The following is a 26058-nucleotide window of genomic DNA, read 5'->3' on the forward strand; positions in this document are numbered from 1 at the left end:
TGGAAAGAAAAACCTCGGCATGTGTGAAGCTGCCGAGGTTTTTCTATACCTTTATTCAGTTGCTTCCTGCCCATGTATGTTAGCTTGAAGTTCATTTTCTTCAGTTAGTTCTTTATCTCTCTTAATACGTCCTTTTCCTACAGATAACGCGACTAATATTCCAATCGAAATAAAGATAAGACCTGATAAAAATACAGTTGTAAACGATTCTGACCATGCAGTTTGAATACCATGAATAACCATCTTTTGAATGTCACTTGGCAATTTTAACAAACCAGGGTTGATCAATAAACCAAATAATACATCCGTTTTTTCAGAAAGCTTGGTTAATGCAGCCTGGGCGATTGGATTATCTGCATTATTTGCAGATTCAACCATTTTTGTTCCTAATGAATGATTCATAACAGAATTTAAAATGGTGATTCCGATCGTGCCACCAATCGAACGGAAGAAGGTGGATGCCGAAGTAACCGTTCCGAGCTGAGATTTTGGAAATTCATTCTGAATAGCAATCATCAATGTAGGCATGACTAGACCCATACCTAACCCCAAAACAACCATATATGCATAGGCAGTAAACTCACTAGATTCAAGTCCCATCGTACTCATTAAAAAGAACCCAGCAGATGCTAGTAACATACCAGCTGTTAACACCGTACGGAAAGTGAATCTAAGGAGCAGTTGTCCGCCAATGACACTGGCAGCGATCATAGCGATCATCATAGGTGTCATTGTCGAGCCCGCTTGAGTGGGAGAAACACCTAAAATTCCTTGCATAAACATTGGAACGAACATAATGGCCCCAAACATTCCAAGACCTAACAAGAACCCTAACCCATTCATCGTTGCAAAAATTCTATTTTTAAACAAAGAAAGATCTAAAATCGGTTCTTCCGCTTTTTTCTCAATAAAGCCAAAGAGAATAAACAGCACAATGCTTCCGCCAAAAATTAAGTAAGATTTCGTTGACAGCCATTCAAACTTATCGCCACCAAAGGTTAAACCAAGCAACAATAAAACGATTGCTGGTATCAAGGTAACAATACCTAAGTAGTCGATACTTACCTTATCCTTTTTCCCAACATTTTCATGTTTAAGTCCAGCAAAAATCAATAAAGCAGACAATAATCCGAAAGGTACATTAATAAGGAAAATCCAATGCCAACTGATATGATCCACAATAAGTCCGCCTAGGAAAGGACCGATGACGGAACTTAATCCAAAGAGACCGCCAAATATTCCTTGCCATTTTGCACGTTGTTCTGCTGTGAAAATATCCCCAATAATAGTTTGTGAAAGTGGCATAATCATCCCACCGCCAAGTCCCTGAAGACCTCGATAAAGGACTAATTGTTCCATGGAAGTAGCTGTTGCACATAGACCAGAACCAATAATGAAGATTATGGTCCCAAGTAAATAAAGAAAACGCCTGCCATAAAGGTCTGATAATTTACCGACAACAGGTACGATGGTTGTCGACGTTATCATATAGGCTGTTGTCACCCAAGCAAAAATTTTAAATCCATTGAGTTCAGCAATAATCGTAGGCATGGCAGTTCCTACAATTGTTTGTTCAAGAGCACTAAAGAACATACCGATAATTAGTCCAGTTATGACTAATCGTGTATTGATCCCTTTTTGTTGTATTTCCATCTTTTTTTCTCCAATCTAGTTGGTTTTATATTGTCATCTATGGGTGACCTCTCAGTCAGAAATTATACCTCTGAATGTCCAGTCAGTCAATAGCGTGCATTAGGCATGTTAAACTCCACCATTTTAAAGATTGTAAAAGGAAGAGATCACTCTCACATACCCTTTAAATGACTCGACTTCCTTAAAATTTGTGAGCATTCCTTTAATAACCGGTTTTCTAGGATTCTCTCGCTTCATTTCCTCTTCTAATACGTCAATTGATATTTCTAGTGCTTCCTTATTTTCGAACTGCTCTAATTCATTTCTCATTTTTTGTACAATTTCGTTGATATCTGTACTACCAAATAGGTCCATGGATTTTTGAATTACCTTTTCCAATTTCTCCTCAGATATAAATGGTTTTTCAGCAGTAATATCCTTTACAATGCTATCCATTCTTCTCATAAGAAATTGTGTTAGACCCTCTAATTCAAACTCAGCTGGTTCAAATATGATTAGCCTCATATAGGAATGAAATAGTCCTTCTAATATCATTGAAAGGTCCGTTGAAAATGGCACGACATTTTTTCCATAGATGGACACTAATCCATTTCGAAAAAGCTGGTGTGTTTCGGATTGCTTTTTAAATAATAGCTTTTTTATTTCATCATTTCGAGGTATGGCTTGTTCTTTTGAAAGCATGATAAAAAATTCTTTATGTCCCATGAAGGTCCCCATGAGAGAGGATAGCTGCTTACAAAACCTTTCACGCGATGGTAAATCTGTATGTTCGAACTTCAGGATGTTTGAATGAACTGTCTCAAAGATATACTCAAGTATTGCAAATAATAACTCATCCTTAGATTTGAAGTGTAAATAGAAAGCTCCTTTAGATATACCGCTATCAGTTGCAATTTCTTGAATTGAAGTGGAGGAGAATCCCTTCGTTGCAAAAAGTTTCATTCCCGATTCAATTATTAATTTTTCCTTCTCATTCAAAATAAACCCTCCAATTAAACAGCATAATACTATTTAAAAACAACTTTATTTCTTGACTTATGACTGTCCGGTCAGTAACATTAGTTTTGTTCAATATAGTCAAATGCTAGACGAATTCATTTTAATTGTCAACAACATTACAAATAAGGAGAAATATATGAAAAAAATCATTCAATTTTCATTGAAGAATAAGTTTGCTGTATGGTTATTAACGATTATTGTGACAGTAGCCGGTTTGTATTCAGGTATGAATATGAAGCTTGAGACTATTCCAAATATCAATACACCACTTGTTACAGTTTTAACCGTCTATCCAGGAGCTACTCCTGAGCAGGTCGCAGAGAAAGTTACAGAACCAATTGAAAGTAGAGTACAGAATTTAGATGGTGTTTCAGTTGTAAGTTCATCTTCATTCCAAAATGCTTCTTCCATTCAAATAGAATACAATTTTGATAAAGACATGGAAAAGGCACAAAACGAAGTAAAAGAAGCATTAAATGATCTTTCTTTACCAGATGGTGTGCAAGCACCAAAAGTATCACGTTTAAGCTTTTCATCCATACCTGTAATGTCATTAAGCATTTCCAATAAAAAACAAACATTAGCTGAATTAACTGATACGGTGGAAAAGAAAATCGTTCCGGAACTTAAAGGGATTGATGGAGTTGGTTCAGTTCAAATCTCTGGCCAGCAAATAGATGAAGTTCAGTTAAGATTTAACCAAGATAAATTAAAACAATATGGATTACAGGAAGATACGATTCGCAATTTAATTAAAGCATCTGATATTTCTTTTCCATTAGGCTTATATACCTTTCAGGATACCCAAAAGTCTGTAGTTGTTGATGGAAATATTCAAACGCTTGAAGACTTAAAGTCATTAAAAATACCGGTTATTCCATCTTCAGTTGGACAACAGCAAGGGATGACGGGAAATACCTCCCCCACACAAGGGAAACAGCAAAACCCAACTGGGGTATCATCCATTCAAGGGCAAAATACCCCAACACAGGCTGGTATTCCAACAATTGAATTAAGGGATATTGCTTCGGTTGAAGTAGTTGGGAAAGCAGAATCCATCTCAAAAACAAACGGCCGTGAATCTATTGGATTACAAATCGTAAGCGCACAAGATGCCAATACAGTCGATGTTGTCAATGCGGTTAAGGACCAGCTAAGTGAGTTGGAAAAGAAGATTGATGGTTTAAAGGTAACACCAATATTCGATCAAGGAAAACCAATCGAAGAATCTGTTTCAACTATGTTGGATAAAGCCATATTTGGTGCTATCTTTGCGATGGTTATCATTTTGCTTTTCTTAAGAAACTGCCGGACTACAATCATTTCAGTGGTATCTATTCCGCTATCACTACTTATTGCTGTATTACTGTTAAAACAAATGGACATCACACTTAATATGATGACACTCGGTGCCATGACCGTTGCAATTGGTCGCGTGATTGACGACTCCATTGTTGTTATTGAAAATATATTTAGAAGAATGTCCTTACAAAATGAAAAGTTTACTGGTAAAGAACTTATTGTAGAAGCCACAAGAGAAATGTTTATGCCAATTATGTCTTCTACCATTGTTACTATTGCCGTTTTCCTTCCATTAGGTTTAGTTAAGGGACCAATCGGAGAAATGTTCCTGCCATTTGCATTAACCATAGTTTTCTCGTTACTCGCTTCTTTATTAGTAGCGATAACCGTAGTTCCTATGATGGCTCATTCCCTATTTAAGAAAGGTGTTAACTCAAAACACATTCACGAGGAAGATAAGCCAAATAAATTAGCTTCTGTTTATAGAAAAGTTTTGAGATGGGCGTTAAATCATAAACTAATCACTTCTGGTTTGGCAATATTGATGTTGGTTGGAAGTTTGTTCCTAGTGCCTGTCATTGGAGTGAGCTTTTTACCTTCTGATGAACAGAAAATGATTGTGGCGACTTACAAGCCTGCGCCAGGACAAACAATAGAAGATGTAGAGCGAATTGCCACAGAAGCAAATGAATTTTTAAGTAATAGAAAGAACGTAAAAGATATACAGTTTTCTGTTGGTGGAGAGAATCCAATGAATCCTGGTGAAAGTAATTCTGCCATGTTTTTCGTTGGTTACGATAAAGACACGAAGAATTTTGATAAAGAGACAGAAAATGTAATTAAGGCCTTAAAGGAAAGAAACGATAAAGGTGAGTGGGGGAAACAGGATTTCTCTGGTATGGGCTCAAGTAACCAGCTGGCACTTAATGTTTATGGAGATACCATTGATGACATTAAACCTATTGTCAGCCATATTGAAAAGATCATGAAAGAAAATAGCTCACTTACGAACGTAAAAACAGGTATTTCTGCTACCTATGATGAATATACGCTCGTTGCCAATCAAGAAAAGCTCAGTCAACTGGGTCTAACAGCAGCCCAAATTGGCATGGAGCTTTCAGCTAATGGACAACGCCAGGTATTAACAACTATTAAAAAAGATAATAAAGAATTAAATGTATATGTAGATGTGGAGAAGAAGGGCTATTCTGATATTCATGAACTAACAGATAAGACCCTAACATCACCACTTGGAGTGAATGTTCCAATTAAAGACGTTGTGGAAATTAAAGAAGGAAATACGTCAGATACGATAAAACGTCGAGATGGTCGTATCTATACGAATGTAACGGGTGAGATTAAAACGAAGGATGTAGCAAAAGTATCAACTGCAGTACAGAAAAAGGTAGATAAGCTTGACATTCCAGCGAATGTGGATGTTTCAATGGGCGGTGTAACGGAAGATATTAATGACTCTTTCAAACAACTTGGACTTGCGATGCTTGCAGCAATTGCAATTGTTTACTTAGTCCTTGTAATCACATTTGGAGGCGGATTAGCTCCATTTGCTATTCTGTTCTCACTGCCATTTACAATTATTGGTGGTTTGATGGGGTTACTGATTGCTGGAGAAACCTTGAGCGTATCTGCAATGATAGGCGCACTCATGTTAATAGGAATCGTAGTAACCAATGCGATTGTCTTAATAGACCGTGTCATTCATAAAGAAAACGAAGGTTTTTCTACAAGAGATGCTATAATTGAAGCAGCAGGAACGCGTGTTCGTCCGATTCTCATGACTGCTATTGCAACTATTGGTGCCCTTATTCCACTTGCGGTAGGTATCGAAGGAAGCGGTTTGATCACAAAAGGCTTGGGTGTAACTGTAATTGGTGGGTTAACAAGTTCTACATTACTCACTTTGTTGATTGTTCCGATTGTGTATGAAACATTAATGAAATTGAAGAGAAAAGTGAGAAAGCACGCAGTAAATGAATAAAAGTAACAAAAAAACAACTCGGCACTCTATCAAAGAGGCCGAGTTGTTTTATTTCATAGCTTTGTTAAACTAGTCTGTTGATTTCCGCTCCAGGCACTTCGCTTTCCGTGGGTGTTTCGGCGAGCCTCCTCGGCGCTTGCGCCTGCGGGGTCTCCCCTGAACCATACTCCCACAGGAGTCTTCGTGCCTTCCTCTCCAATCAACAGGGTATATAAATGAACAATGTTCTCTAATACAGCCTATTTCATAAAGAGCTTTATTTTTTGTAGTCCATTTTTAACATTCGGGTAGCGAAAGGGGATATCGAATAAGGTCGTTTGCTTAAGTACACTCTTATTATGGGAGAAGGTATCAAAATTTCCTTTTCCATGATAAGCACCGATGCCGCTATTTCCCACTCCGCCAAATGGGAGGTAAGGAGAGGCAAAGTGGTACACTGTATCGTTTACACACCCTCCACCAAATGAAACGCTGTTTAAGACCTCTTGTTGGAGGTTTTTGCTTTCTGTAAAAATATAAAGGGCGAGCGGTTTCGGGTGACGGTGAATTCCCTCAATCACCTCATGTAAATCACTGTACTCTAGCACAGGAAGGATCGGACCAAAAATTTCATCCTGCATAACCGGATCTTCCCAAGTGATTTGAGTAAGAACGGTCGGCTCTATACTTAATTTGTCTTTATTTGTTTGACCTCCCATGTACTGCTTTCCGTTATCTAAGAAGGAAGTTAATCGTTCAAAATGACGTTCACTTACAATCCGAGTAAAGTTTGGATTGTTTAAAGGTTGAATTCCATATAACTCCATTGTTGTCTCTTTAAATTGTTGAAGGAATTGATCTTTGATGTTTTTATGAATGTATAAGTAGTCGGGTGCAATACATGTTTGACCGGCATTAGTGAATTTTCCCCAAGCAATTCGTTTTGCAGCAAGTTTTATATTGGCATCTTCATGTACAATACAAGGGCTCTTACCACCAAGCTCTAATGTAACAGGAATCAAATTTTTCGCAGCAGCTTCCATAATTACTTTTCCCACAGGGACACTTCCGGTAAAAAAGATATAATCAAACTTCTCCTGCAGTAACGTCTGACTAGTTTCTACACCGCCTTGAACAACTGCAACAAATTCCTCGGAGAATAACTCTTTTATCATTGTACCAAGTAATTCAGATGTTTTCGGTGTTAACTCTGAAGGTTTAATGATGGCGCAGTTTCCTGCCGCAATGGCGCCGATTAAAGGTGCAATGGCTAACTGAAACGGATAATTCCATGGAGCGATAATCAACGTCACACCATATGGTTCCGAATAAATGTAGCTAGTTGAACCGATATGGGTAAGCGGTGTTTTTACTCGTTTTGGCTTCACCCAAGAACGTAAATGTTTAATCGTAAATCGTAATTCCTCGAGAACAAAACCAATTTCAGAGGTATAGGCATCGAACTCAGATTTGTTTAAATCTGCTCTAAGTGCTTCCATTAGTCTGTTTTCATTATTTTTAATAGCTGCTCGCAGCTTCTGAAGTGCATCGAGGCGGAAAGTAAGGTCTTTTGTCATTTCCGTTCGAAAGTAAGATTTTTGTTTAGCTACTAGGGAGCTATAGTTTTCCATTTCTTCAACCACCTTGCTATATTTGACATTACAGCAGTAATGAAATACATCTTATTCCTTAATTAGTTGATAAAGTGTGTTTAAGTCCTGTTTATAGAGAATTTTCGGCACAGGGTAGAGGGGATTGGCTTCCTTAAAAGCTCGTTCCACCATCACAGAGATATCATTGTCGATAATTCCGCTGATTTTTTTGGGTATTTCTAATCTCTCATTAAGTTCCTTTATGGCATCAATGAACTTACGTGCCTTTTGTTCAATAGTATCTCCAGGTTGACTGAGTCCAACTAAATCAGCAAGCTCTGAAAGCGGCTGATAGACTGAATCCCCATAATAATCTAGTACATATGGTAAAATGACTGCATTTGCCAGACCATGCGGTACGGAATAAAAACCACCTAGTGTATGTGCGATTGCATGGACATAACCAACATACGCTCTAGTAAATGCCATTCCTGCCAAATAGGCCGCTTTTTGCATATTTTTACGTGCATTTATGTTTGTCCCATTAGAATAAGCTTCATACAAATTTTCAAAAATTAATTTTACGGCTTGAATACTGTATTTCTTTGTTTCCTTGGTGTTACCTCTCCCTATATAGGCTTCAACCGCATGTGTCAAAGCATCAATTCCCGTAGCGGCAGTGATATGTGGGGGCAGGTTAACCGTTAGCAAAGGATCTAATACAGCCACATGAGGGAGAAGAGAAGGATCCATTAATGCATATTTTTCATGCGTATCACTGTTCGAGACTACCGCTGCAATAGTGGCTTCACTTCCTGTACCAGCCGTAGTAGGAATGGCAAAAAGGGGGGGCATTTTCTTTAGAATCTTTAATATACCCTTCATCTGGGGAATGCTTTTATTAGGTCTAGCCACCCGTGCACCAACACCTTTAGCGCAATCCAAGGGAGAGCCCCCGCCGAAAGCAACAATCCCGCTACAATGGTTAGAATGATACAATTTCAAAGCTTCCTCGATGTTATCTATGGTTGGGTTCGGTACGGTTTTGTCATACACAACGAATTTAATTTTTTCTTTACGTAGGGCTTCAAGAAATTCATCTATTAATCCAACAGATACAATACCTTGGTCGGTAACGATTAAAACGCTTTCAATATTTTGACTTTTGATTCGTAGCGGCAATTCATATAAACTATTTTCACCCTCTAATAATTCAGGCTCTTTCCAGGGTAAGAAGTACGATGTAGTTTTCATCACTCCCTGAAAGGTTCTGCAATAGACTTTATACATAACATTACCTCGCTTTTATAAAAATATAGGATTGCCTTTTATAGTAGTCTACGAAGTAGATGTAAATCTGGAGGATACACAAAAGACCCAAAAAGAGGGTTTATTCATACCCAAAAGACCAAAAAATAAATAGGTATACAACATATATAACGTGATTATTTGATAATTGTCAAGAGAGTCTTATGAATATAATTAATATTCAGAAAATTATATGCGCAGAATCAATATAAATTCCTAAATAAAGAAGAATAGTCAGACAGTGGAGTCCTGACTGACTAACAATAGTAATGAGGGGAAGGGAGTTATTAGCTTTGCTCGATAAACGCGATAAGTAACTGTAGTTCCTCTCCATTTAGTTGATTAACATTTTCGAAAAATTGTTGTACTAATGTAATCATTTCAGGACTTAATTCATCACCGACAGACTGAATAATCATACCTATAACCGCACCGACAAATACTGTAAGTTTGACTTTGGTTTCTGGTGACGCATTGACCATGTTGACAGTGAGACTCTTAACAGTTTTTCCTAAGCTATTTAAATATAAAATCAGGACACATAGAAAGTAAGCACAAAATTCCAGCTTAACGTCGACTGTTTTCATGAGAGTGATAATATTATGAATCGCATCCATTAAGGGTAGATTTTGATGATTTTCAATTAATTCTGTCATATGGTTTAGAATTGCTTCCCATTCTTCCATATTAGATGTTTCTCTTCGTTCTTTTTGGAACATTTCCTCTGCCATTTCAGTAGGGGAGAAGACCACAACTGAACGCCCTGTTTCATTTTCATTAGTAGAATAATTTCGTTTTACAAGACCTTGGCTTTCAAGGGTTTTTAGCACATCGTACGCTGTCCATTTACTCACACCAATTGCTTCGGCCACCTCTGAATAATGTACAGGAAGATTGGTTGTATGATATTGTAGGCAAATTTGATCCAAAAATTCACGTCTTCTTTTTGTTAAGATCATTGCAGCAGCCCTCACGATCTGTTTTTCATTATGTTATTTATAAGATATCAAATATAAGGGGAAAGAAATACTAATTTTTTTCGGTTAAAAGAACAATAGTCGACAAATTACACCATTAAAGTATAATATGGAATCAGTGTGAGATTTTGAATAGAAAAGAAAAGGTAACGAAGATGAGTATAATAAAGGATTTTTTGCTGCAATTAACGTTTATGGTCGTACCCATATTTATTTACTATACATTTATTACTGAGAGGGTAAAGACTGATAAGAATCGAAACTTAATAATGACCATTTTGTGGGGAATATCAATCTTATTTTGCATGTCCTTTCCAGTGAGTTATGGGCAAAATGCTAGATTGGAGTTAAGAATTATTCCTCTTTTATTTGGAACCTTATACGGCGGATTTTGGCCTGGCATCTTTCTATCAGCCCTTATCATTATCTTTCGGCTATATTTTGGGTTCAGTATAGGTTTTTATAATACTGTTCTTGTCTTATTATTCTCTCTGCCTGTAATATTGTTTTTTCAAAAACCATTTGTAAATTCGAAAAAAGATAAAAGGGTAAAAGTTGCTGTTAGTCTTTCCTTTTACTACTGTATGTTTGGCCTTATTTTTTTTGGTATTCTAAGAGATTTTTCCACAGAGTACATTAAAGTACAGTTGATTCATCTTATTTTTGTAGTAGTCGTTACATGGGTCTTCACTTTGTTAATTGAAAATATAAGGGAGATTCACCAGCTACGGTTAGAGATGCAAAATTCGGAGAAATTACGAGTTATAAGTGAGTTAACAAGTGTTTTCGCACATGAAATTAGAAATCCGTTGCAAGTTACTCGTGGCTTTTTGCAACTTTTAAACGAGCCTGTTTCACCTAATAAAAAGAAGGAATATATCCAATTATCCATAGAAGAATTAGATCGTGCAAATGAAATTATAAATGATTTTTTATCTTTTGGAAAACCTTCCATAAATCATTTCGAAAAAATTGAAGTTGGTTATCAGCTGCAGCGTGTAGCAAATATCATCCAAGGGTATGCCAAGAACCATAAGGTTGACGTTAAAACTGATGTTCGTGATAACTGTTGGATCTATGCTAATCCCCAAAAACTAAACCAATCTTTGATAAATATTTTAAAAAATGCGATAGAGTCAATGCCGGATGGCGGGACTGTTTGGATTTCATGTAATTCAACGAATGATGGATATATAAAGATTATCATTAAAGACCAAGGAATCGGCATGACTAAAGAACAAATTGATCGGCTTGGATCTCCATTTTATTCCTTAAAGGAAAGTGGAACTGGATTAGGGATGATGGTCAGTTTTCAAATTGTCCGCTTATTCAAGGGTAAAATATATGTAAACAGTGAAAAGGATAAGGGGACAGAATTTATTATTCTTTTACCTGAGATAACCTAAGTGTAATGACACAAAATTCCTGGAACACAGGATTTTTGTGTCATTATTTTTTTGTTGTATAAAGACACAAATCTGCCAACATAATTAGACGAAAAAAATGTGCCACTGCAATAGCGAGATTAAGGCTGTTTAGGGATAGTTCACTTTCATAAATATAATGAACAATTTTTACTAGATTTGTTAATTAATAAACAATTATGTCGTTTGTATATCGAATGAAAGTTTAAAAAAATGGACAAGGGACGAGGAAGTTCAATAAATGTGTATGTCTTTAAAACAAGACATATGGACAAATTGGTAATTCTTGTCGTAAACTATAGAAGAGAATAATAACGTTTAACCTCTCGTTCCACTGTTTTAATGAAAAGAACAGTTGCGAATAAAATTAATCTTTCGTATAAATCCTCTAAGACTAAAGCTCAGGTATGGAACCGTTCTTAAGTAGAATATTTGTAATATTTCCCGAAATAAAATAATGGACAAGCAAAATAGGAGCAGGACTCGCATAATCAAATGAGTCTATGCTCTTTTTTTCTTCTTTAGGTTTTTACAAAACTATAAGTAAAAAAGTGTTAGGTAAAAAAGTTTTAGGAGTGGAAAATAAATGCGAAAATTTACTTATGAAGAGGTAAAACAAGCGTTTGAAGAAAGGGGCTATGAATTGTTGGAGCAGGAATATATCAGCACTCGAGTGAAAATGCGTTTTCGCTGCCCAATTCATCCGAATGATGAACAGAATACAACTTTTGATAACCTTATAAGAGGAAAAACAGGTTGCATTTGCTGTTCAGGTAAAAAATATTCAATCGATGAAGTTAGATCAGAGTTTGAAAAACGTGGATATCAATTATTAGAAACTAGTTACAATAATAGTTCTTCAAAAATGAAATATAGATGTTTAAAGCATCCAGACAAAGTCAACAAAATGGAATTTTATGCTTTACTTAATGGGAATGGTTGCCCTTATTGTTATAATCAGATAAAAAGCAAATGGTATAGCGGGGATAATAATCCAAATTGGAACGGTGGAATTACATCTTTAAGTATGGCATTAAGAGAAAGTACGAAAAATTGGAAATATAAAACTTTAATTAAATATGATTTTAGATGTGTAGTTACTGGTGAACGAACAAATGATTTGCAGATACATCATACTGAATCATTTGCTGCCATACGTGATGAAGTATTAAAAGAATTAAATTTTGACAAAAGAAGGAATAAAAATGATTATACCGAAGATGAATTGCAACTCATTTTTGAATGTTTAGAACAAAAACATGACGAAATAGTTGGTATACCATTAAGAAAGCATATTCATCAATTATTCCATAAAATATTTGGTAAAAAAAATAATACGTTAAAACAGTTTCATGAATTCAAGGCTCGTTGGGATAGAGGGGAATATGAAGAACAATTAGAGTTGGAATTATTCTAATTGTCTTATTCTGATAAAAATTACGTAAAATATAAATTTGACGTAATAATAGAAGGATTTTAAAAAGGGGAGGGCGAATATATAAATGATGAGGTGAATTTATGGCGAATCAAATAAAACAATTAAATTATAAAAAACTGCAGCAATTATTAAATGAATTGCCTTGGTATGTGGCTGAATATATCAATCACAAACAACGAAAGCTTTCGGCAGCATCCTTATTGAACTATTGTCATGATTTTAGGATCTTTTTTAATTGGATGATCAGTGAGCAATTGTGGTCCGGCGATGTTAAAGATATTCCACTTGAACAATTAGAGAAAATGACTGTAATCGAAGTTGATAATTTCTTAAACTTTTTACATTATCAATTAAATAACAAAGAAATTACCGTCAATCGTAAGCTTTCGGCGCTGAAATCCTTATTCAACTATTTGCAGAATATCGCTGAAACACGTGATTTACAGCCTTATATTCAACGAAATGTTATGGCTAAGATTGAATTTAATGAGATTAAGGAAAGCATGGAAACAATCGCCAACAAAATGGAAGGCAAAATCCTTCTTGGAGATGAATATGAGAAGTTTAGAGCGTTTATTGCGCATGATTACGGCGAATTAAACAAGGATAATAAGAGAATCTATCATTTTTATAAAATGAATCAGCAGCGTGATACGGCTATTGTATCGTTGATTTTAGGCTCCGGCCTCCGTCTATCTGAGTTGGTCGGATTAGATGTAGATGATATTGATTTTAGTAAATTCACAGCAAGAGTGATTCGTAAAGGAAATAAAGAACAATATGTGTATTTCAGCCAGGTGGCGATGGCGGATTTACAAGAATATTTGGCTGTCAGAGTTTCAAAATACCAGATTGATAAGAATAATAAAGCGCTATTTATTTCGGCTCCCATGGGCCCTATAGGTAAATCTCGTAGACTGACAGCGCGTGCGGTGGAAAAATTAATCGAAAAATATGCTGCAGCATTTGGTAAACCAGCGTTATCGGTACATAAGCTGCGGCATTCATTTGCTACCAGATACCATTCAGAGATTAATGATGTACCGAAATTACGACGCCAACTAGGCCATTCCTCGATCCAAACGACAATGATTTATACACATATACGGAATGATGACCTAAAGGATGCTGTTGATAAGATGGATATGCCGAAGGATTAAATTTGACTTTTATTTTTTACTGGTCTGTATTTGTTACGATTATTAGACAAATACAGATTTTTTATTTGATATTATTCTCTTGTTTTTTGACACAAAGAACATTTGTTCGTATAATTAAATTAGGGTACTTCTATATTAGGAGGATGTTCAAATGCCTAGAAAGCAAGATATTACTAACGAGCAAATCATTGAAATGTACTTAAATGGTCTATCCTATAAAAAGATGGTTGAGGCTACTGGATTAACAGATCGTGGAATTAGAAAACTTTTAAACAGGCATGATATTGAAACAAATAGAACAGTTCGAATTCATAAGGTGAATGAAGATTTCTTTAAGGTATGGACAAATAAAATGGCATGGGTATTAGGTCTATTTATTACAGATGGATGCGTTAATAAAGATACTCAGTCCATTTCGTTTACTCAAAAAAACGAACAGATATTACGTCTAATTGCAAGTTATATGAGTGCGGATTATATTTTATCTCCAACTGCAAAAACAAAACTGACCCCTACTTTAATTATTAACTCAAAAACAGTAAAAAAAGACTTGGAGGATTTAGGGATCTATCATAATAAATCTTTAACAGTGTCCTTTCCAGATGTTCCTAATAAATACTTACCTGCATTTATAAGAGGTGTGGTTGATGGTGATGGTTGGGTTCAAAAGACAGGATATGTAATGAATATAACAACAGGAAGTATTGGATTTGCAAACGGACTTCTATCTGTATTTCAATCTTGGAACTTACGAACAGAGATAACATCCCAAATTAGTAATGCTGGTAATCAGATATACCGAGTTTGGGTTAAAGGAAAATACGAACTTCCTAAACTAGCAAAAATTATTTATAATGATGAAATGGATTATTACACTTCATATAAAAAGGATTATATGACACAACGTTTAAATGAAAAATAAGTCAATATTAAATATTAGGAGTGATTGCAATGTGGGTATCAGTAAATGGAAAGTTGATTCAAACAACAGATAATTCGAGAATTAAATTCAGAACAAACATTAGTAGATCTTTAATAAATGATTTAAATGAAGTAGCAGCAAACAATAATACACATATTAACTACTTAATTGAAAGTGGATTACAAAATGTTTTATCTAAAGGCTATATTAGCTTTAACAAAGAATTAAGACCTACTGACAGGGTTCAATATAAAACAACCTATGACAAAAACCTATTAGAAAAAGTAAAAGAATTTGCCAAAAGTCATGGTTTATTTATTAATGATGTAATCGAATATAGTGTTAATTTTGTTGATGTGGAAAAGGCTAAAAAAAGTAATTATAAACATCGGATAGAGTAAAATTTTAGGATTCTATACAACGCCCCGAACATAATACATATTCTAGGAACATATAAAAATGGGATTAAAAACTGTCTCAATACTCAAGTATACTTATGATATTGAGACAGAATGAATTTTTTTAGTTTAAATTGATTTCAATCTTAGGATTTATTTTTTTGATCATCTTACAGAATTCTTTTTCATGTTTAGGTGAAATTAAAATTGTGTTGTATTTACCATATCGTATTTGAAGTCGTTTTATTGATAATGCTGGGCTTGATAATGGATTTAATGATTTTCGAATACTATTTAATTAACATAATATCAATTTTCCAACGAAATGGTCCACCGACAACGATTAATTGTTTTCCTTTAATTTCATAATACGTTCCGAACCACACCCAGCTAATAAATGTGGTTAATAAAATAGTAGTTAATATGGTTGTAGTGGTCTGCCCCATCCCCTCTGGTCCTCCGGGGAGAAAAATGAATGATCCTATTAAAAAGAGTATGGTACCCCATATAAGAACCCCGGTGATAAGCCCTTTTTTTGAATAGAACCGCATATCGTTAGGCCTCCCTTCTACTATTTTTTATCCTTATTGGTTGCCATGTCATATGCCTTTTTTAAAAACTCCTCTTCTTTGATTTTTCCTTTAAGTCGATCCCGTACCAACTGAATTTGAGCCTCTGTTAGAGATAATCCATCGATTTCTAACGAAGCTCGAGCATTTTTCATCGCATTTTCGATTCTTTCATTCATAATGGGCACCTCATATAATTTTTTTATACAAAATTAAAAGATTTCTACACGAAATTGTTATTATTCTACATAAAATTAAAAGATTTCTACACAGATTTACGCTTTTTCTACACAAAATCAATGGATTTCTACACAAAATTGATTTTTATCTTCAAATGGCATATAGGCTGCATAGGAATTCTACAAAATCCATACTCAATTCTACAAAACTAAAGAAGAATTCTACAAATTTACGAGTTATTCTACAAAATCACAGAGGAATTCTACAAAATATGGATAATACCCCCAAATCTACGCACAACTCCCTACCTCTTATCTACGACCCACCACTACAAAAGTTACAAAAAAAACGTCTAGAAAGTCCACTAGACTCCCTAAACGCCTCTATCAACTACACTATCCTACATTTATTATTCCACCACTACCAGTAAACTGACTATTATACAAATCAGCATAAAAGCCACCACTTGCTAACAACTCTGCATGATTCCCTTTTTCAATCACACTTCCATTATTCATCACAAGAATCTGATCAGCATCTCGAATCGTAGATAACCGGTGTGCAATAATAAAGCTCGTTCGTCCCTTCATCAAATGATTCATGGCCCGCTGAATCTGCACTTCAGTCCGAGTATCTACACTGCTAGTTGCTTCATCTAAAATCAAAATAGCAGGGTTTGCTAAAATCGCCCTGGCAATCGTTAATAGCTGCTTCTGTCCTTGCGAGATATTGGATGCTTCTTCATTCAAAATCGTATCATAACCTTCAGGTAGTGTGCGGATAAAATGGTCGGCGTTAGCCGCTTGTGACGCTGAAATAATTTCCTCTTCTGTTGCTCCCTCTCTACCGTACGCGATATTGTCACGAATCGAGCTATTGAACAGCCAAGTGTCTTGCAGCACCATACCGAAAAAGCTTCTAAGGTGCGCACGTTTTAACAGTCTAATATCAATGCCATCTATCAAAATTCTACCCTCGTTGATTTCATAAAATCGCATCAATAAATTAATAAGGGTTGTTTTACCAGCACCTGTTGGCCCTACAATCGCCACCTTTTGGCCTCTTTCCACTTCAATATTCATGTCTTCAATTAACAGTTCTGTTTCTTTATATCCAAACGAGACATTTTCAAATGCTACGTCACCCTTTGGAGAATCAATTACGAGAGCTTCAACCGCTTCAGGCACCTCTTCGGTCTCGTCTAATATCTCGAACACCCGCTCCGCACTCGCAACTGTTGACTGAATAACGTTTGCAATCGATGCTGTTTGAGCGATTGGCTGGGAAAATTGTCTAGTATATTGGATAAAAGCTTGAATATCACCGATCTCAATCGCCTTTTTTGTAACTAAGATACCGCCAGCAACGGATACTAAAACATACCCAATATTATTAATAAAAGACATTAAAGGCATAATCATGCCAGAAACGAATTGTGCTTTCCAGCCTGCTTGATAAAGCTTTTCATTTATCCCCTCAAATTGTTCAATAGACTTTTTTTCATGCCCAAATACCTTAATGACTTTATGACCTGTATACATTTCCTCTACATGTCCATTAAGTTGTCCCAACGATTTTTGCTGACCTTTGAAAAACTGTTGGGATTTTTTTGCGATTTTTGCAGTGGCAATAAAGTTCAACGGCAGTGTAACAACCACGATTAGTGTCATCAACGGACTAATTGAAAGCATCATTACAATCACTCCAATTAACGTGACAACCGAAGTAATGAGCTGGGTTAAGCTTTGCTGTAAAGTAGTACTAATATTATCTACATCATTCACTGCACGGCTGAGAATCTCCCCATGTGTCCGGGAATCAAAGTATTTTAGCGGCAGTCGGTTAAGTTTTTCTTCCACTTCATTACGCAGGTTATAGACGGTTTTTTGAGCGACTCCTGCCATTATATACTGCTGAATATAGGCAAATATCGCACTCAATAGATAAAGACCAATTAATAAAATAATGATATGACCAATATAGTCAAAATCTATTTTTGCTCCAGGCACACCTTTAAGCTTCATCATTAAGCCCTCAAACAGTTTGGTTGTTGCCTTACCCATAATTTTGGGGCTGACAATAGCGAATACAGTGCTGATCATTGCGGTAAGTAATACAGAAAGAAGCTGTAGTTTATATGGTCTTAAGTATCCTATTAATCTTTTAAGTGTTCCTTTGAAATCCTTTGCTTTTTGGACAGGCATCCCCATGGCCATAGGCCCGAATCCGCCTCCAGGCCCCGGTCTCCGAGGACCATCTGGTACGCCGTCTTGTTTTTTCGGCTCTCTACTCATGCTATCTCCTCCTCGGAAAGCTGAGACATTACGATTTCACGATATACCGGACTTTTATCCATCAATTCTTTATGTGTACCAATTCCTGAGATTCGGCCATTATCTAAAACAATAATTTGGTCTGCATCCATAATTGTACTGACACGCTGCGCAACAATTAATACGGTGGAATCAGCAGTTTCCTGTTTTAATGCAGACCGCAGCTTAGCATCTGTTTTAAAGTCCAATGCAGAGAAACTATCATCAAAAATATAAATCTCTGGTTGTCGCACAAGTGCACGGGCGATGGATAAGCGCTGTTTCTGACCACCCGAAACATTTGTTCCCCCTTGAGCAATCTTCGCATCAAAGCCCTCATCCATTGCAGAAATAAAATCAGTTGCTTGTGCGATATCAGATGCATGCTTTACCTCATCCTCTGTTGCATTTTCTTTACCGTAACGAATATTTTCTGATATCGTCCCAGTAAAAAGCACAGCCTGCTGCGGAACAAAGCCAATCTTTTCACGGAGTCGTTCCTGTGTCATTTCTCGCACATCTACACCATCTACTAAGACTGTGCCACTGTCTGCATCATAAAAACGCGGGATCAAATTAATGAGTGTTGATTTACCAGACCCTGTTCCACCTATTATGGCAGTTACCTCACCAGGCTTCATTTTAAAAGATATATTCTCGATCGCTGGCATTTCAGCTCCAGGATAACTAAACGTGACATCTTTAAATTCTACCCGACCCCGGACACTTTCTACGGACATAGACACAGACTGATCATTAATATCTGCCACAGTCTCAAGGACCTCGTTTATTCTGACAGCTGAGACGGAGGCCCGTGGTATCATCACGAACATCATAGATAGCATGACAAATGAGAACATTATTTGCATGGCATATTGAATAAATGCCATCATATCTCCGACCTGCATATGACCACTGCTAATACGAAGACCACCAAACCAAATAATAGCAACGGTTGAAAGATTGAGGACGAGCATCATAATTGGCATCATTGCTGCCATAAGTTTGTTTACTTTAATAGCGGTTTGCGTTAAATCCCAGTTGGCTTCATTAAACCTCTTTTTCTCGTGATCAGTCCGATTAAAGGAGCGAATGACGCGAATTCCTGTTAAGTTTTCTCGTAAAACCCGGTTAAGTTTATCCAGTTTTACCTGCATGGCTTTAAATAGCGGGATCCCTTTTCTAGCGATGATGACAATGGCAATTACAAGAACAGGCAAAGAAACGGCCAGCACTAGCGTCAATTTGGTATCCTTTGAATAGGCCATAATAATCCCACCAATGCACATCATTGGTGCCATGGCCATCATTCTCAGCATCATTACAAGCACCTGTTGGATTTGAGTAATGTCGTTCGTTGTTCTTGTAATCAATGAAGACGTACCCAATAGATCAAATTCATGTAAGGAAAATTTGCTCACATGAGAAAATACGCTAGAACGCAATAATTTTCCAAAACCTGATGCGGCCTTCGCCGAAAAATAGCTAGCTACTATGGAACAAATCATTCCTCCAGCCGCTACGAGCAACATAAAACCGCCAATTCTCCATATGTAGTCCGTATCTCCTGTTACTACGCCCTTGTCGACTATATCGGACATTAACGTTGGCAGATAAAGCTCAGCTAATGACTGTAGAAGGACAAGGAAAAGTACCAGATAGATTGGCTGCTGAAATGGTCTTAAGTATTTTGTTAATTTTAACAAAAATCTTCCCTCCCTTTTTACTAAAAAATTAAAAAAATAATGTTATTACTTCCTTTTTCAGCATTAGTGAATTAAGTATATTCCCCATGAAAAATTTGGTCAAATTTTACCAAGATTAGTTGTTTTCCCACAAAAAAACACAGGTTTACCTGTGCTTAAAATTAATATCTTAATTATAATCAAATCAAATAGTTCCTCGGTGTACCGTAAAATATAACCTGATTAAATTGAGGATAAATAGATTCAAAATGAACATAGATTGGGGCATCCAACAGCCATGGGAAGTTTGAATAGAATGCTTGGTCCCCATTAACAATTGCTTTTAATGCTAAATTTAATTCCTTTTGAAAAATCATAAAACGGACTTTTGTGTAATTTTCATCATATTCCCCACCGCTTACATAAACACGAGCACACAATGAATATTCCCCTAATTGGGGTATCCACTCAGCCAATACCTCATCGCGCATACTATAGTTAATAGCACTATAATTGTATTCACAACCTATTGTTAGAAATAGCTGTCCAGTGGTATCGGAATGTGTGAGTGTATATTTTCTTCCCTCTACAGGACGAAAAGGGGTAGCAGGGGCAAGATAGGTAACTGATAGTTTTGAAGGAATGAAGACACTCATCAAAGCTTCCTCCTTTCAAAAGAGCTACCTTAGTATATGAAAATGCAATTTTTTTCGTGACAAATGCCTAGTGCATGAATAAACAGTTTAGTTAATTTGGCTGGTTCTTCTTTACATCGCTAAAAAGCAATCTCCAATGACCCTTGTCAAATATCCAAGTAGATTCAACCAATGCAATCGTGTCACCATTTGCAATACCAGTTACGCGTTGTATTCCTTTTAGCCCCTTTATCTCTCCTTCAAGTGTAACTGGATTCAAACTATTAAATGTATTGACGGTTAATTCGGTTGGTTCATTTAATTTTCCTTTATAATAGACGCCCATTTTCCTATAATAATTCTTTCGATCTTTTAGATCGAATAAATAAGACTTTCCGGTTTGGGCTAATCGGATCTCTGCCTTATAATTATTTAAAAAGTGACTCTCCATCTCGAGTGGTTCAGGTACTGCTAATTTGGTGACTTCAAAGTCTTTTAAAGAGTAAAGGAAGTTGACCACGGTTCCTTCATTTTCTTCCGATAGCACACTCGTAAATAAGTCTTTTACACCATCATTGTTTAGGTCGATGAGCTGAACGGAAGCTTTAGAACCACTTTCTAATGAAAGGGTATATGTTTTCTCATTGGAAGCGGCCACTTCAAGATAAATTCTTTTTAAAAAAGAATCCTCTTCATCATAGGGAACTCCCTTTAACAAAATAACATCATCTTTTCCATCTCCGGTAATATCCATTTCCTCTTTGTATATCGTTACTGTTTCTTTACTTTTTTCGATTGCGTAAACTCCGGTAATGGCAGTTAAAGATATAAAAAAACACGCAACCATAGCAAGCAGCATCTCTTTTTTCATCCATTTCCCCTCCAAACCTTGTTAATAACTAGTATGTCCAGAAATGGAAAAATGATGAAAAAAAGACTCTCTAAATTTTAGAGAGTCCATTAATCATTTTATTCACTTGGATTTTGAGTAGCTTCCTCTTTCCAAACGTTACTAACCTTACCGTTGTCACCCTCATCAAGGATAAACGAACCGTTTGAGTAACGGTCACTAAAACGAATATCTTCAGCTTTAAAGGTTTCTATATAGCCTTTTTCTGTTTGAATAAAAATAATGTCCGGGTCATTACCTACAACGAAGCCAATGACTCGATGTGGGTTCGATTTTAGCTCTCTTAAAATGATTACACCACGTTTAGCACGAGAAGATTTTTCAAACTCTTTTAACTTCATTCTCTTCACAGAACCACGCTGCGTAGCAATGACAATGCTTTCTTTGCTGTCAGGAGTAATTAGTTTACCGCCAACTACAAAGTCGCCATCCTTTAAATTGATGCCTTTCACACCAGCAGCACGTTGACCAACAATACTAATTTCTTCCTCATGGAACCATAGGGCATACCCGAAATTGGTAATCATGAATACTTCTTTCGTTCCATCGGTTAAGTGAACGTCAATCACTTGGTCATCATCTTTAAGATTCACAGCAACAAGCGGCTTGGAATATCGCTGTGCTTTATATGCTTTAAGCTCAGTTTTCTTTACCATTCCGTTTTTGGTAACAAACACTATGAAGGCTTCCGTTTCAAAATCCTTAATTGGAAGGACTTTGATAATTTCCTCGTCACGTTCAATTGGAATAATATTGGCCACATGCTGTCCAAGATCCTTCCAGCGGATATCAGGCAGTTCATGAACAGGGCAGAATAAGTAATTCCCTTTGTTCGTGAAGAGAAGAAGGACATCCTTTGTATTCATGTCGAGCTGTGCAAATAATCGGTCGGAATCCTTCATTGCTAAATCTTGTCCATTGGAAGCTGCGTACGAACGCTGACTTGTCCGCTTTACATACCCTTCCTTCGTGACGGTAACAATAACATCTTCACTTGGTACAGTTACTTCTAGATTTATTTTCAATTCTTCGATTTCCGCTTCAATTTTGGAGCGTCGTTCATCAGCAAAGCGCTTTTTCACATCTTTTAACTCTTTTTTAATGACAGAGAAAAGCTTTTTCTCACTTGCTAAGATGCTAGTAAGCTCTTCGATTTTCTTGGCCAATTCTTCTGCTTCCTGTCTTAAAGCAGTGATATCTGTATTTGTTAAGCGATAAAGCTGTAAAGAAACGATGGCTTCTGCCTGTAGCTCGGTAAACGCATATTTCGCAATTAAATTGTCCTTTGCATCGCGTTTATCCTTCGATGCACGAATCGTTGCAATAACCTCATCAAGGATGGATAATGCTTTCATTAATCCTTCAACGATGTGCTGGCGTTCCTTTGCCTTGTTTAGTTCAAATTGGGTTCTTTTTGTAACCACTTCTTTTTGATGTTCGATATAAGCATCTAGTAGCTCTCGAAGACCCATTAATTTTGGCCGTTTTTTATGAATAGCGACCATATTAAAGTTGTAGGTTACTTGAAGATCACTATTTTTATATAAATAGTTTAAAACACCTTCTGCATCGGCATCTTTTTTCAATTCAATAACAATTCGCATGCCTGTACGGTCTGTCTCATCCCGAACCTCAGACATTCCTTCGACTTTCCGATCAAGGCGGAATTCATCCATTTTTTTAACAAGGTTTGCCTTATTGATCTCGTAAGGAATTTCAGTGATCACAATTTGCTGCTTACCACCGCGAACTTCTTCAATTTCGGCCTTTCCTCGAACGATAATTTTGCCTTTACCAGTTTCATAGGCTTTTTTAATCCCATCTATTCCTTGAATAATCCCACCCGTTGGAAAGTCGGGGCCTTTGACAATCGTCATAAGCTCATCGACTGAAACATCAGGTTGTTCCATTCTCATGATTACCCCATCAATGATTTCCCCAAGATGGTGCGGTGGAATATCCGTTGCATATCCGGCAGAGATCCCAGTAGACCCGTTAACAAGGAGGTTTGGAAACATCGCAGGTAATACAGTTGGTTCCTTTGATGTATCATCAAAGTTTGGAATAAATTCTACCGTTTGCTTCTCTATATCACGTAACAGTTCAGCTGCAATAGCCGAGAGGCGAGCTTCTGTGTAACGCATTGCAGCAGGCGGGTCACCGTCTACACTACCGTTATTACCATGCATTTGGACAAGAACGTTTCTAACCTTCCAGTCCTGACTCATCCGGACCATTGCTTCATACACGGAAGAGTCACCATGCGGATGATAGTTACCAATTACGTTACCGACTGTTTTTGCTGATTTACGAAAGCCCTTATCGAATGTATTACCTTCCACGTGCATAGCATAAAGAATTCTTCGTTGTACGGGCTTTAGACCATCCCTGGCATCTGGTAGGGCACGCTCCTGAATTATATATTTACTATATCTACCAAAACGATCGCCAAGTACATCTTCTAGAGGTAAGTCACGGAATTTTTCTGTAGCGCTCATCCTTCAGAACCCTCCTCAGAGACCGTTATATTTTCATTTTCCAATATGGTGTCATCCTCTTCTAAACCAAATGCCACATTACTTTCAATCCATTTACGTCGCGGTTCTACCTTATCGCCCATAAGTGTGGTTACACGGCGTTCCGCTCTTGCAGCATCATCAATTCTCACTCGAATCAGCGTTCTAGTTTCAGGATCCATGGTTGTTTCCCATAGCTGATCCGCATTCATTTCTCCGAGACCTTTATAACGTTGAATAATATAGCCTCTGCCAATCTTTTTCATGGCATCCTGAAGCTCATCTTCATTCCAGGCATATTCAATGATTTCTTTTTTACCCGTGCCTTTACTCACTTTATACAGTGGCGGAAGGGCAATAAATACTTTTCCTGCTTCTAGCAATGGCTTCATATAACGATAAAAGAATGTAAGCAACAAAACCTGAATATGAGCTCCATCTGTATCAGCATCTGTCATGATAACGACTTTATCGTAATTGATATCCTCTACATTGAAATCTGAACCAACACCGCCGCCGATTGCATGAATGATGGTATTAATTTCTTCGTTTTTAAAAATATCAGCCAGCTTTGCTTTTTCCGTGTTAATAACTTTACCCCGAAGTGGCAGTACCGCCTGAAAACGACGGTCACGACCTTGCTTAGCTGATCCACCCGCAGAGTCACCCTCAACCAGATAAAGCTCGTTCCTTTGCGGATTTCTTGATTGTGCCGGAGTCAGTTTCCCTGACAAGACTGCTTCAGACCGTTTCTTTTTCTTTCCACTTCTTGCATCTTCACGAGCTTTTCTAGCTGCCTCCCGTGCCTGGTATGCTTTGATAGACTTTCTAATGAGTAAAGAACTAATATCAGGATTTTCTTCAAGGAAATAAGTGAGATGCTCAGATACAACTGCATCAACCGATGATCTTGCTTCACTAGTACCTAATTTTCCTTTCGTTTGTCCTTCAAACTGGAGCAATTGTTCAGGGATTCTTACAGAAATAATTGCCGCTAAGCCTTCACGAATATCTGCACCATCAAGGTTTTTGTCTTTTTCCTTTAAAAGCGATACTTTTCTAGCATAATCATTGAAAACACGGGTCATTGCTGTTTTGGAACCAGCTTCGTGCGTACCGCCATCCTTCGTGCGAACATTGTTTACAAACGAAAGGACATTTTCGGAATAGCCATCATTAAACTGAAAAGCAAATTCTACTTCAATGCCATTTTGTATTCCTTCAAAGCTGACAACATGGTGGAGAGTATCCTTCTCTTCGTTTAGGTATTCAACAAATGCTTCAATACCATTTTCAAAGTGGAACACTTCGTGAAATCCGTTTCTATCGTCAATAATTTCGATTTTCAGTCCTTTTAGCAAGAAGGCTGATTCTCTTAACCTCTCACATAAAGTTTCAAAATTATACGTTGTGGTAGAAAAAATAGATGAGTCCGGCTTAAAGTGAATCGTTGTTCCTGTCTGATTCGTTTTACCGATTTTTTCAAGTGTGGTTACAGGCTTACCGCCATTTTCAAACCTCTGCTCATAAATAAATCCGTCCCTTTTAATGGTAACGGTTAACCACTCTGATAATGCATTTACAACAGATGCACCAACACCGTGTAAACCACCGCTCGTCTTATAACCGCCTTGGCCGAACTTACCGCCGGCATGAAGGACCGTTAATATAACCTCAGGTGTAGGTTTCCCCATTTTGTGCATTCCTGTAGGCATTCCACGTCCTCTATCAATAACACTTATGGAATTATCTTTGTGTATTTTTACAATAATGTGATCACCAAAGCCAGCTAGCACTTCATCGACAGAGTTATCCACGATCTCATACACAAGATGGTGCAGTCCTCGTGCATCCGTACTGCCAATGTACATTCCCGGGCGCTTTCTGACGGCTTCTAACCCTTCAAGCACCTGTATGGCATCATCATTATAATCAAAAGCTTGCTGAGTTCTTGCCACTAAAATACCCCTTTCATACCCTACAAAAAGAAAAAACCTTCTAATTGCTTTATAAACTTTCAATTTAATCATTCGCTCAAATGAGTCATTAATCCTTTAAAAAATGGAATAGAACCCATGTTTGCCACTATTTATTTTATCA

At 36.9% G+C, this 26058-nt stretch carries 20 protein-coding genes; 6 read left to right on the forward strand and 14 right to left on the reverse strand.

Annotated elements, in window-relative coordinates:
* Positions 1–51 precede the first annotated feature (51 nt).
* Positions 52–1653: an MDR family MFS transporter gene (locus tag AC3A54_RS10460; protein ID WP_487654413.1), complete on the reverse strand. Its 1602-nt coding sequence runs from the start codon at positions 1651–1653 to the stop codon at positions 52–54.
* A gap of 123 nt (positions 1654–1776) precedes the next feature.
* Entirely contained in the window at positions 1777–2631 is an 855-nt protein-coding gene (locus tag AC3A54_RS10465) for a TetR/AcrR family transcriptional regulator (protein ID WP_487654414.1), read from the reverse strand.
* Between the two features lie 157 nt (positions 2632–2788).
* On the opposite strand from AC3A54_RS10465, the gene AC3A54_RS10470 reads away from it, so the two are divergent.
* Positions 2789–5953 carry an efflux RND transporter permease subunit gene (locus AC3A54_RS10470; protein WP_487654415.1) on the forward strand — a complete coding sequence of 1055 codons (3165 nt, stop codon included), beginning with the start codon at positions 2789–2791 and terminating at the stop codon, positions 5951–5953.
* A 239-nt stretch (positions 5954–6192) separates the two neighbouring features.
* On the opposite strand, the gene AC3A54_RS10475 is transcribed toward AC3A54_RS10470, so the two are convergent.
* The 3 genes from AC3A54_RS10475 to AC3A54_RS10485 form a co-directional block, all read right to left on the reverse strand.
* Positions 6193–7563 (reverse strand): aldehyde dehydrogenase, encoded by a 1371-nt coding sequence (locus tag AC3A54_RS10475; RefSeq protein ID WP_487654416.1) that lies wholly within the window; start codon positions 7561–7563, stop codon positions 6193–6195.
* Between the two features lie 51 nt (positions 7564–7614).
* Positions 7615–8814, reverse strand: a complete 1200-nt coding sequence (locus tag AC3A54_RS10480; RefSeq protein WP_487654417.1) for an iron-containing alcohol dehydrogenase — start codon at positions 8812–8814, stop codon at positions 7615–7617.
* A 305-nt stretch (positions 8815–9119) separates the two neighbouring features.
* A complete protein-coding gene (locus AC3A54_RS10485; RefSeq protein ID WP_487654418.1) occupies positions 9120–9791 on the reverse strand; it encodes a helix-turn-helix domain-containing protein in 672 nt (223 codons plus the stop codon).
* A 173-nt stretch (positions 9792–9964) separates the two neighbouring features.
* Here AC3A54_RS10485 and AC3A54_RS10490 point away from each other — a divergent pair, with 173 nt between their 5' ends.
* From AC3A54_RS10490 to AC3A54_RS10510, 5 genes are all read left to right on the forward strand, one after another.
* Entirely contained in the window at positions 9965–11215 is a 1251-nt protein-coding gene (locus tag AC3A54_RS10490) for an ATP-binding protein (protein ID WP_487654419.1), read from the forward strand.
* Between the two features lie 604 nt (positions 11216–11819).
* Positions 11820–12650 (forward strand): hypothetical protein, encoded by an 831-nt coding sequence (locus AC3A54_RS10495; RefSeq protein WP_487654420.1) that lies wholly within the window; start codon positions 11820–11822, stop codon positions 12648–12650.
* A 101-nt stretch (positions 12651–12751) separates the two neighbouring features.
* Positions 12752–13831 carry a tyrosine recombinase XerS gene (gene xerS, locus AC3A54_RS10500; protein WP_487654421.1) on the forward strand — a complete coding sequence of 360 codons (1080 nt, stop codon included), beginning with the start codon at positions 12752–12754 and terminating at the stop codon, positions 13829–13831.
* Positions 13832–13982: 151 nt separating this feature from the next.
* Positions 13983–14753, forward strand: a complete 771-nt coding sequence (locus tag AC3A54_RS10505) for an LAGLIDADG family homing endonuclease (protein WP_487654422.1) — start codon at positions 13983–13985, stop codon at positions 14751–14753.
* 29 nt (positions 14754–14782) lie between these two features.
* Complete coding sequence (locus AC3A54_RS10510) at positions 14783–15154, forward strand: rRNA methyltransferase (RefSeq protein WP_487654423.1); 372 nt, start codon at positions 14783–14785, stop codon at positions 15152–15154.
* A gap of 121 nt (positions 15155–15275) precedes the next feature.
* Here the strand turns inward: AC3A54_RS10510 and AC3A54_RS10515 are convergent, their stop codons facing one another.
* The 9 genes from AC3A54_RS10515 to parE all read right to left on the reverse strand — a co-directional run bounded on the left by AC3A54_RS10515 (position 15276) and on the right by parE (position 25916).
* Positions 15276–15440 carry a PH domain-containing protein gene (locus AC3A54_RS10515; protein ID WP_487654525.1) on the reverse strand — a complete coding sequence of 55 codons (165 nt, stop codon included), beginning with the start codon at positions 15438–15440 and terminating at the stop codon, positions 15276–15278.
* A gap of 1 nt (position 15441) precedes the next feature.
* Complete coding sequence (locus tag AC3A54_RS10520) at positions 15442–15702, reverse strand: hypothetical protein (protein WP_487654424.1); 261 nt, start codon at positions 15700–15702, stop codon at positions 15442–15444.
* 20 nt (positions 15703–15722) lie between these two features.
* Positions 15723–15899 carry a hypothetical protein gene (locus tag AC3A54_RS10525; protein WP_487654425.1) on the reverse strand — a complete coding sequence of 59 codons (177 nt, stop codon included), beginning with the start codon at positions 15897–15899 and terminating at the stop codon, positions 15723–15725.
* 396 nt (positions 15900–16295) lie between these two features.
* On the reverse strand, positions 16296–18194 hold the full coding sequence (locus AC3A54_RS10530; protein ID WP_487654426.1) for an ABC transporter ATP-binding protein: 1899 nt from the start codon (positions 18192–18194) through the stop codon (positions 16296–16298).
* On the reverse strand, positions 18191–19918 hold the full coding sequence (locus tag AC3A54_RS10535) for an ABC transporter ATP-binding protein (RefSeq protein ID WP_487654427.1): 1728 nt from the start codon (positions 19916–19918) through the stop codon (positions 18191–18193). Before AC3A54_RS10535 ends, AC3A54_RS10530 begins: the two co-directional genes overlap by 4 nt.
* Positions 19919–20097: 179 nt before the next feature.
* Positions 20098–20553, reverse strand: a complete 456-nt coding sequence (locus tag AC3A54_RS10540; protein ID WP_487654428.1) for a staygreen family protein — start codon at positions 20551–20553, stop codon at positions 20098–20100.
* A 91-nt stretch (positions 20554–20644) separates the two neighbouring features.
* Positions 20645–21403, reverse strand: coding sequence for a hypothetical protein (locus AC3A54_RS10545; RefSeq protein ID WP_487654429.1), 759 nt, complete (start codon positions 21401–21403; stop codon positions 20645–20647).
* Between the two features lie 98 nt (positions 21404–21501).
* Positions 21502–23940, reverse strand: a complete 2439-nt coding sequence (parC, locus tag AC3A54_RS10550) for a DNA topoisomerase IV subunit A (protein ID WP_487654430.1) — start codon at positions 23938–23940, stop codon at positions 21502–21504.
* Positions 23937–25916: a DNA topoisomerase IV subunit B gene (parE, locus tag AC3A54_RS10555; protein WP_487654431.1), complete on the reverse strand. Its 1980-nt coding sequence runs from the start codon at positions 25914–25916 to the stop codon at positions 23937–23939. Before parE ends, parC begins: the two co-directional genes overlap by 4 nt.
* Positions 25917–26058: the final 142 nt, after the last annotated feature.

Source organism: Neobacillus sp. Soil_C_43 (assembly GCF_057656715.1).

Bases quoted from the DNA above. Each gene is read 5' to 3' on its own strand.
- AC3A54_RS10520 (WP_487654424.1), bottom strand. From the start codon at position 15,702: ATGCGGTTCTATTCAAAAAAAGGGCTTATCACCGGGGTTCTTATATGG.
- xerS (WP_487654421.1), top strand. From the start codon at position 12,752: ATGGCGAATCAAATAAAACAATTAAATTATAAAAAACTGCAGCAATTA.
- AC3A54_RS10480 (WP_487654417.1), bottom strand. From the start codon at position 8,814: ATGTATAAAGTCTATTGCAGAACCTTTCAGGGAGTGATGAAAACTACA.
- AC3A54_RS10475 (WP_487654416.1), bottom strand. From the start codon at position 7,563: ATGGAAAACTATAGCTCCCTAGTAGCTAAACAAAAATCTTACTTTCGA.
- AC3A54_RS10540 (WP_487654428.1), bottom strand. From the start codon at position 20,553: ATGAGTGTCTTCATTCCTTCAAAACTATCAGTTACCTATCTTGCCCCT.
- AC3A54_RS10495 (WP_487654420.1), top strand. From the start codon at position 11,820: ATGCGAAAATTTACTTATGAAGAGGTAAAACAAGCGTTTGAAGAAAGG.
- AC3A54_RS10460 (WP_487654413.1), bottom strand. From the start codon at position 1,653: ATGGAAATACAACAAAAAGGGATCAATACACGATTAGTCATAACTGGA.
- parC (WP_487654430.1), bottom strand. From the start codon at position 23,940: ATGAGCGCTACAGAAAAATTCCGTGACTTACCTCTAGAAGATGTACTT.
- AC3A54_RS10505 (WP_487654422.1), top strand. From the start codon at position 13,983: ATGCCTAGAAAGCAAGATATTACTAACGAGCAAATCATTGAAATGTAC.
- AC3A54_RS10485 (WP_487654418.1), bottom strand. From the start codon at position 9,791: ATGATCTTAACAAAAAGAAGACGTGAATTTTTGGATCAAATTTGCCTA.
- AC3A54_RS10510 (WP_487654423.1), top strand. From the start codon at position 14,783: ATGTGGGTATCAGTAAATGGAAAGTTGATTCAAACAACAGATAATTCG.
- AC3A54_RS10525 (WP_487654425.1), bottom strand. From the start codon at position 15,899: ATGAATGAAAGAATCGAAAATGCGATGAAAAATGCTCGAGCTTCGTTA.
- AC3A54_RS10545 (WP_487654429.1), bottom strand. From the start codon at position 21,403: ATGAAAAAAGAGATGCTGCTTGCTATGGTTGCGTGTTTTTTTATATCT.
- AC3A54_RS10530 (WP_487654426.1), bottom strand. From the start codon at position 18,194: ATGAGTAGAGAGCCGAAAAAACAAGACGGCGTACCAGATGGTCCTCGG.
- AC3A54_RS10490 (WP_487654419.1), top strand. From the start codon at position 9,965: ATGAGTATAATAAAGGATTTTTTGCTGCAATTAACGTTTATGGTCGTA.
- AC3A54_RS10470 (WP_487654415.1), top strand. From the start codon at position 2,789: ATGAAAAAAATCATTCAATTTTCATTGAAGAATAAGTTTGCTGTATGG.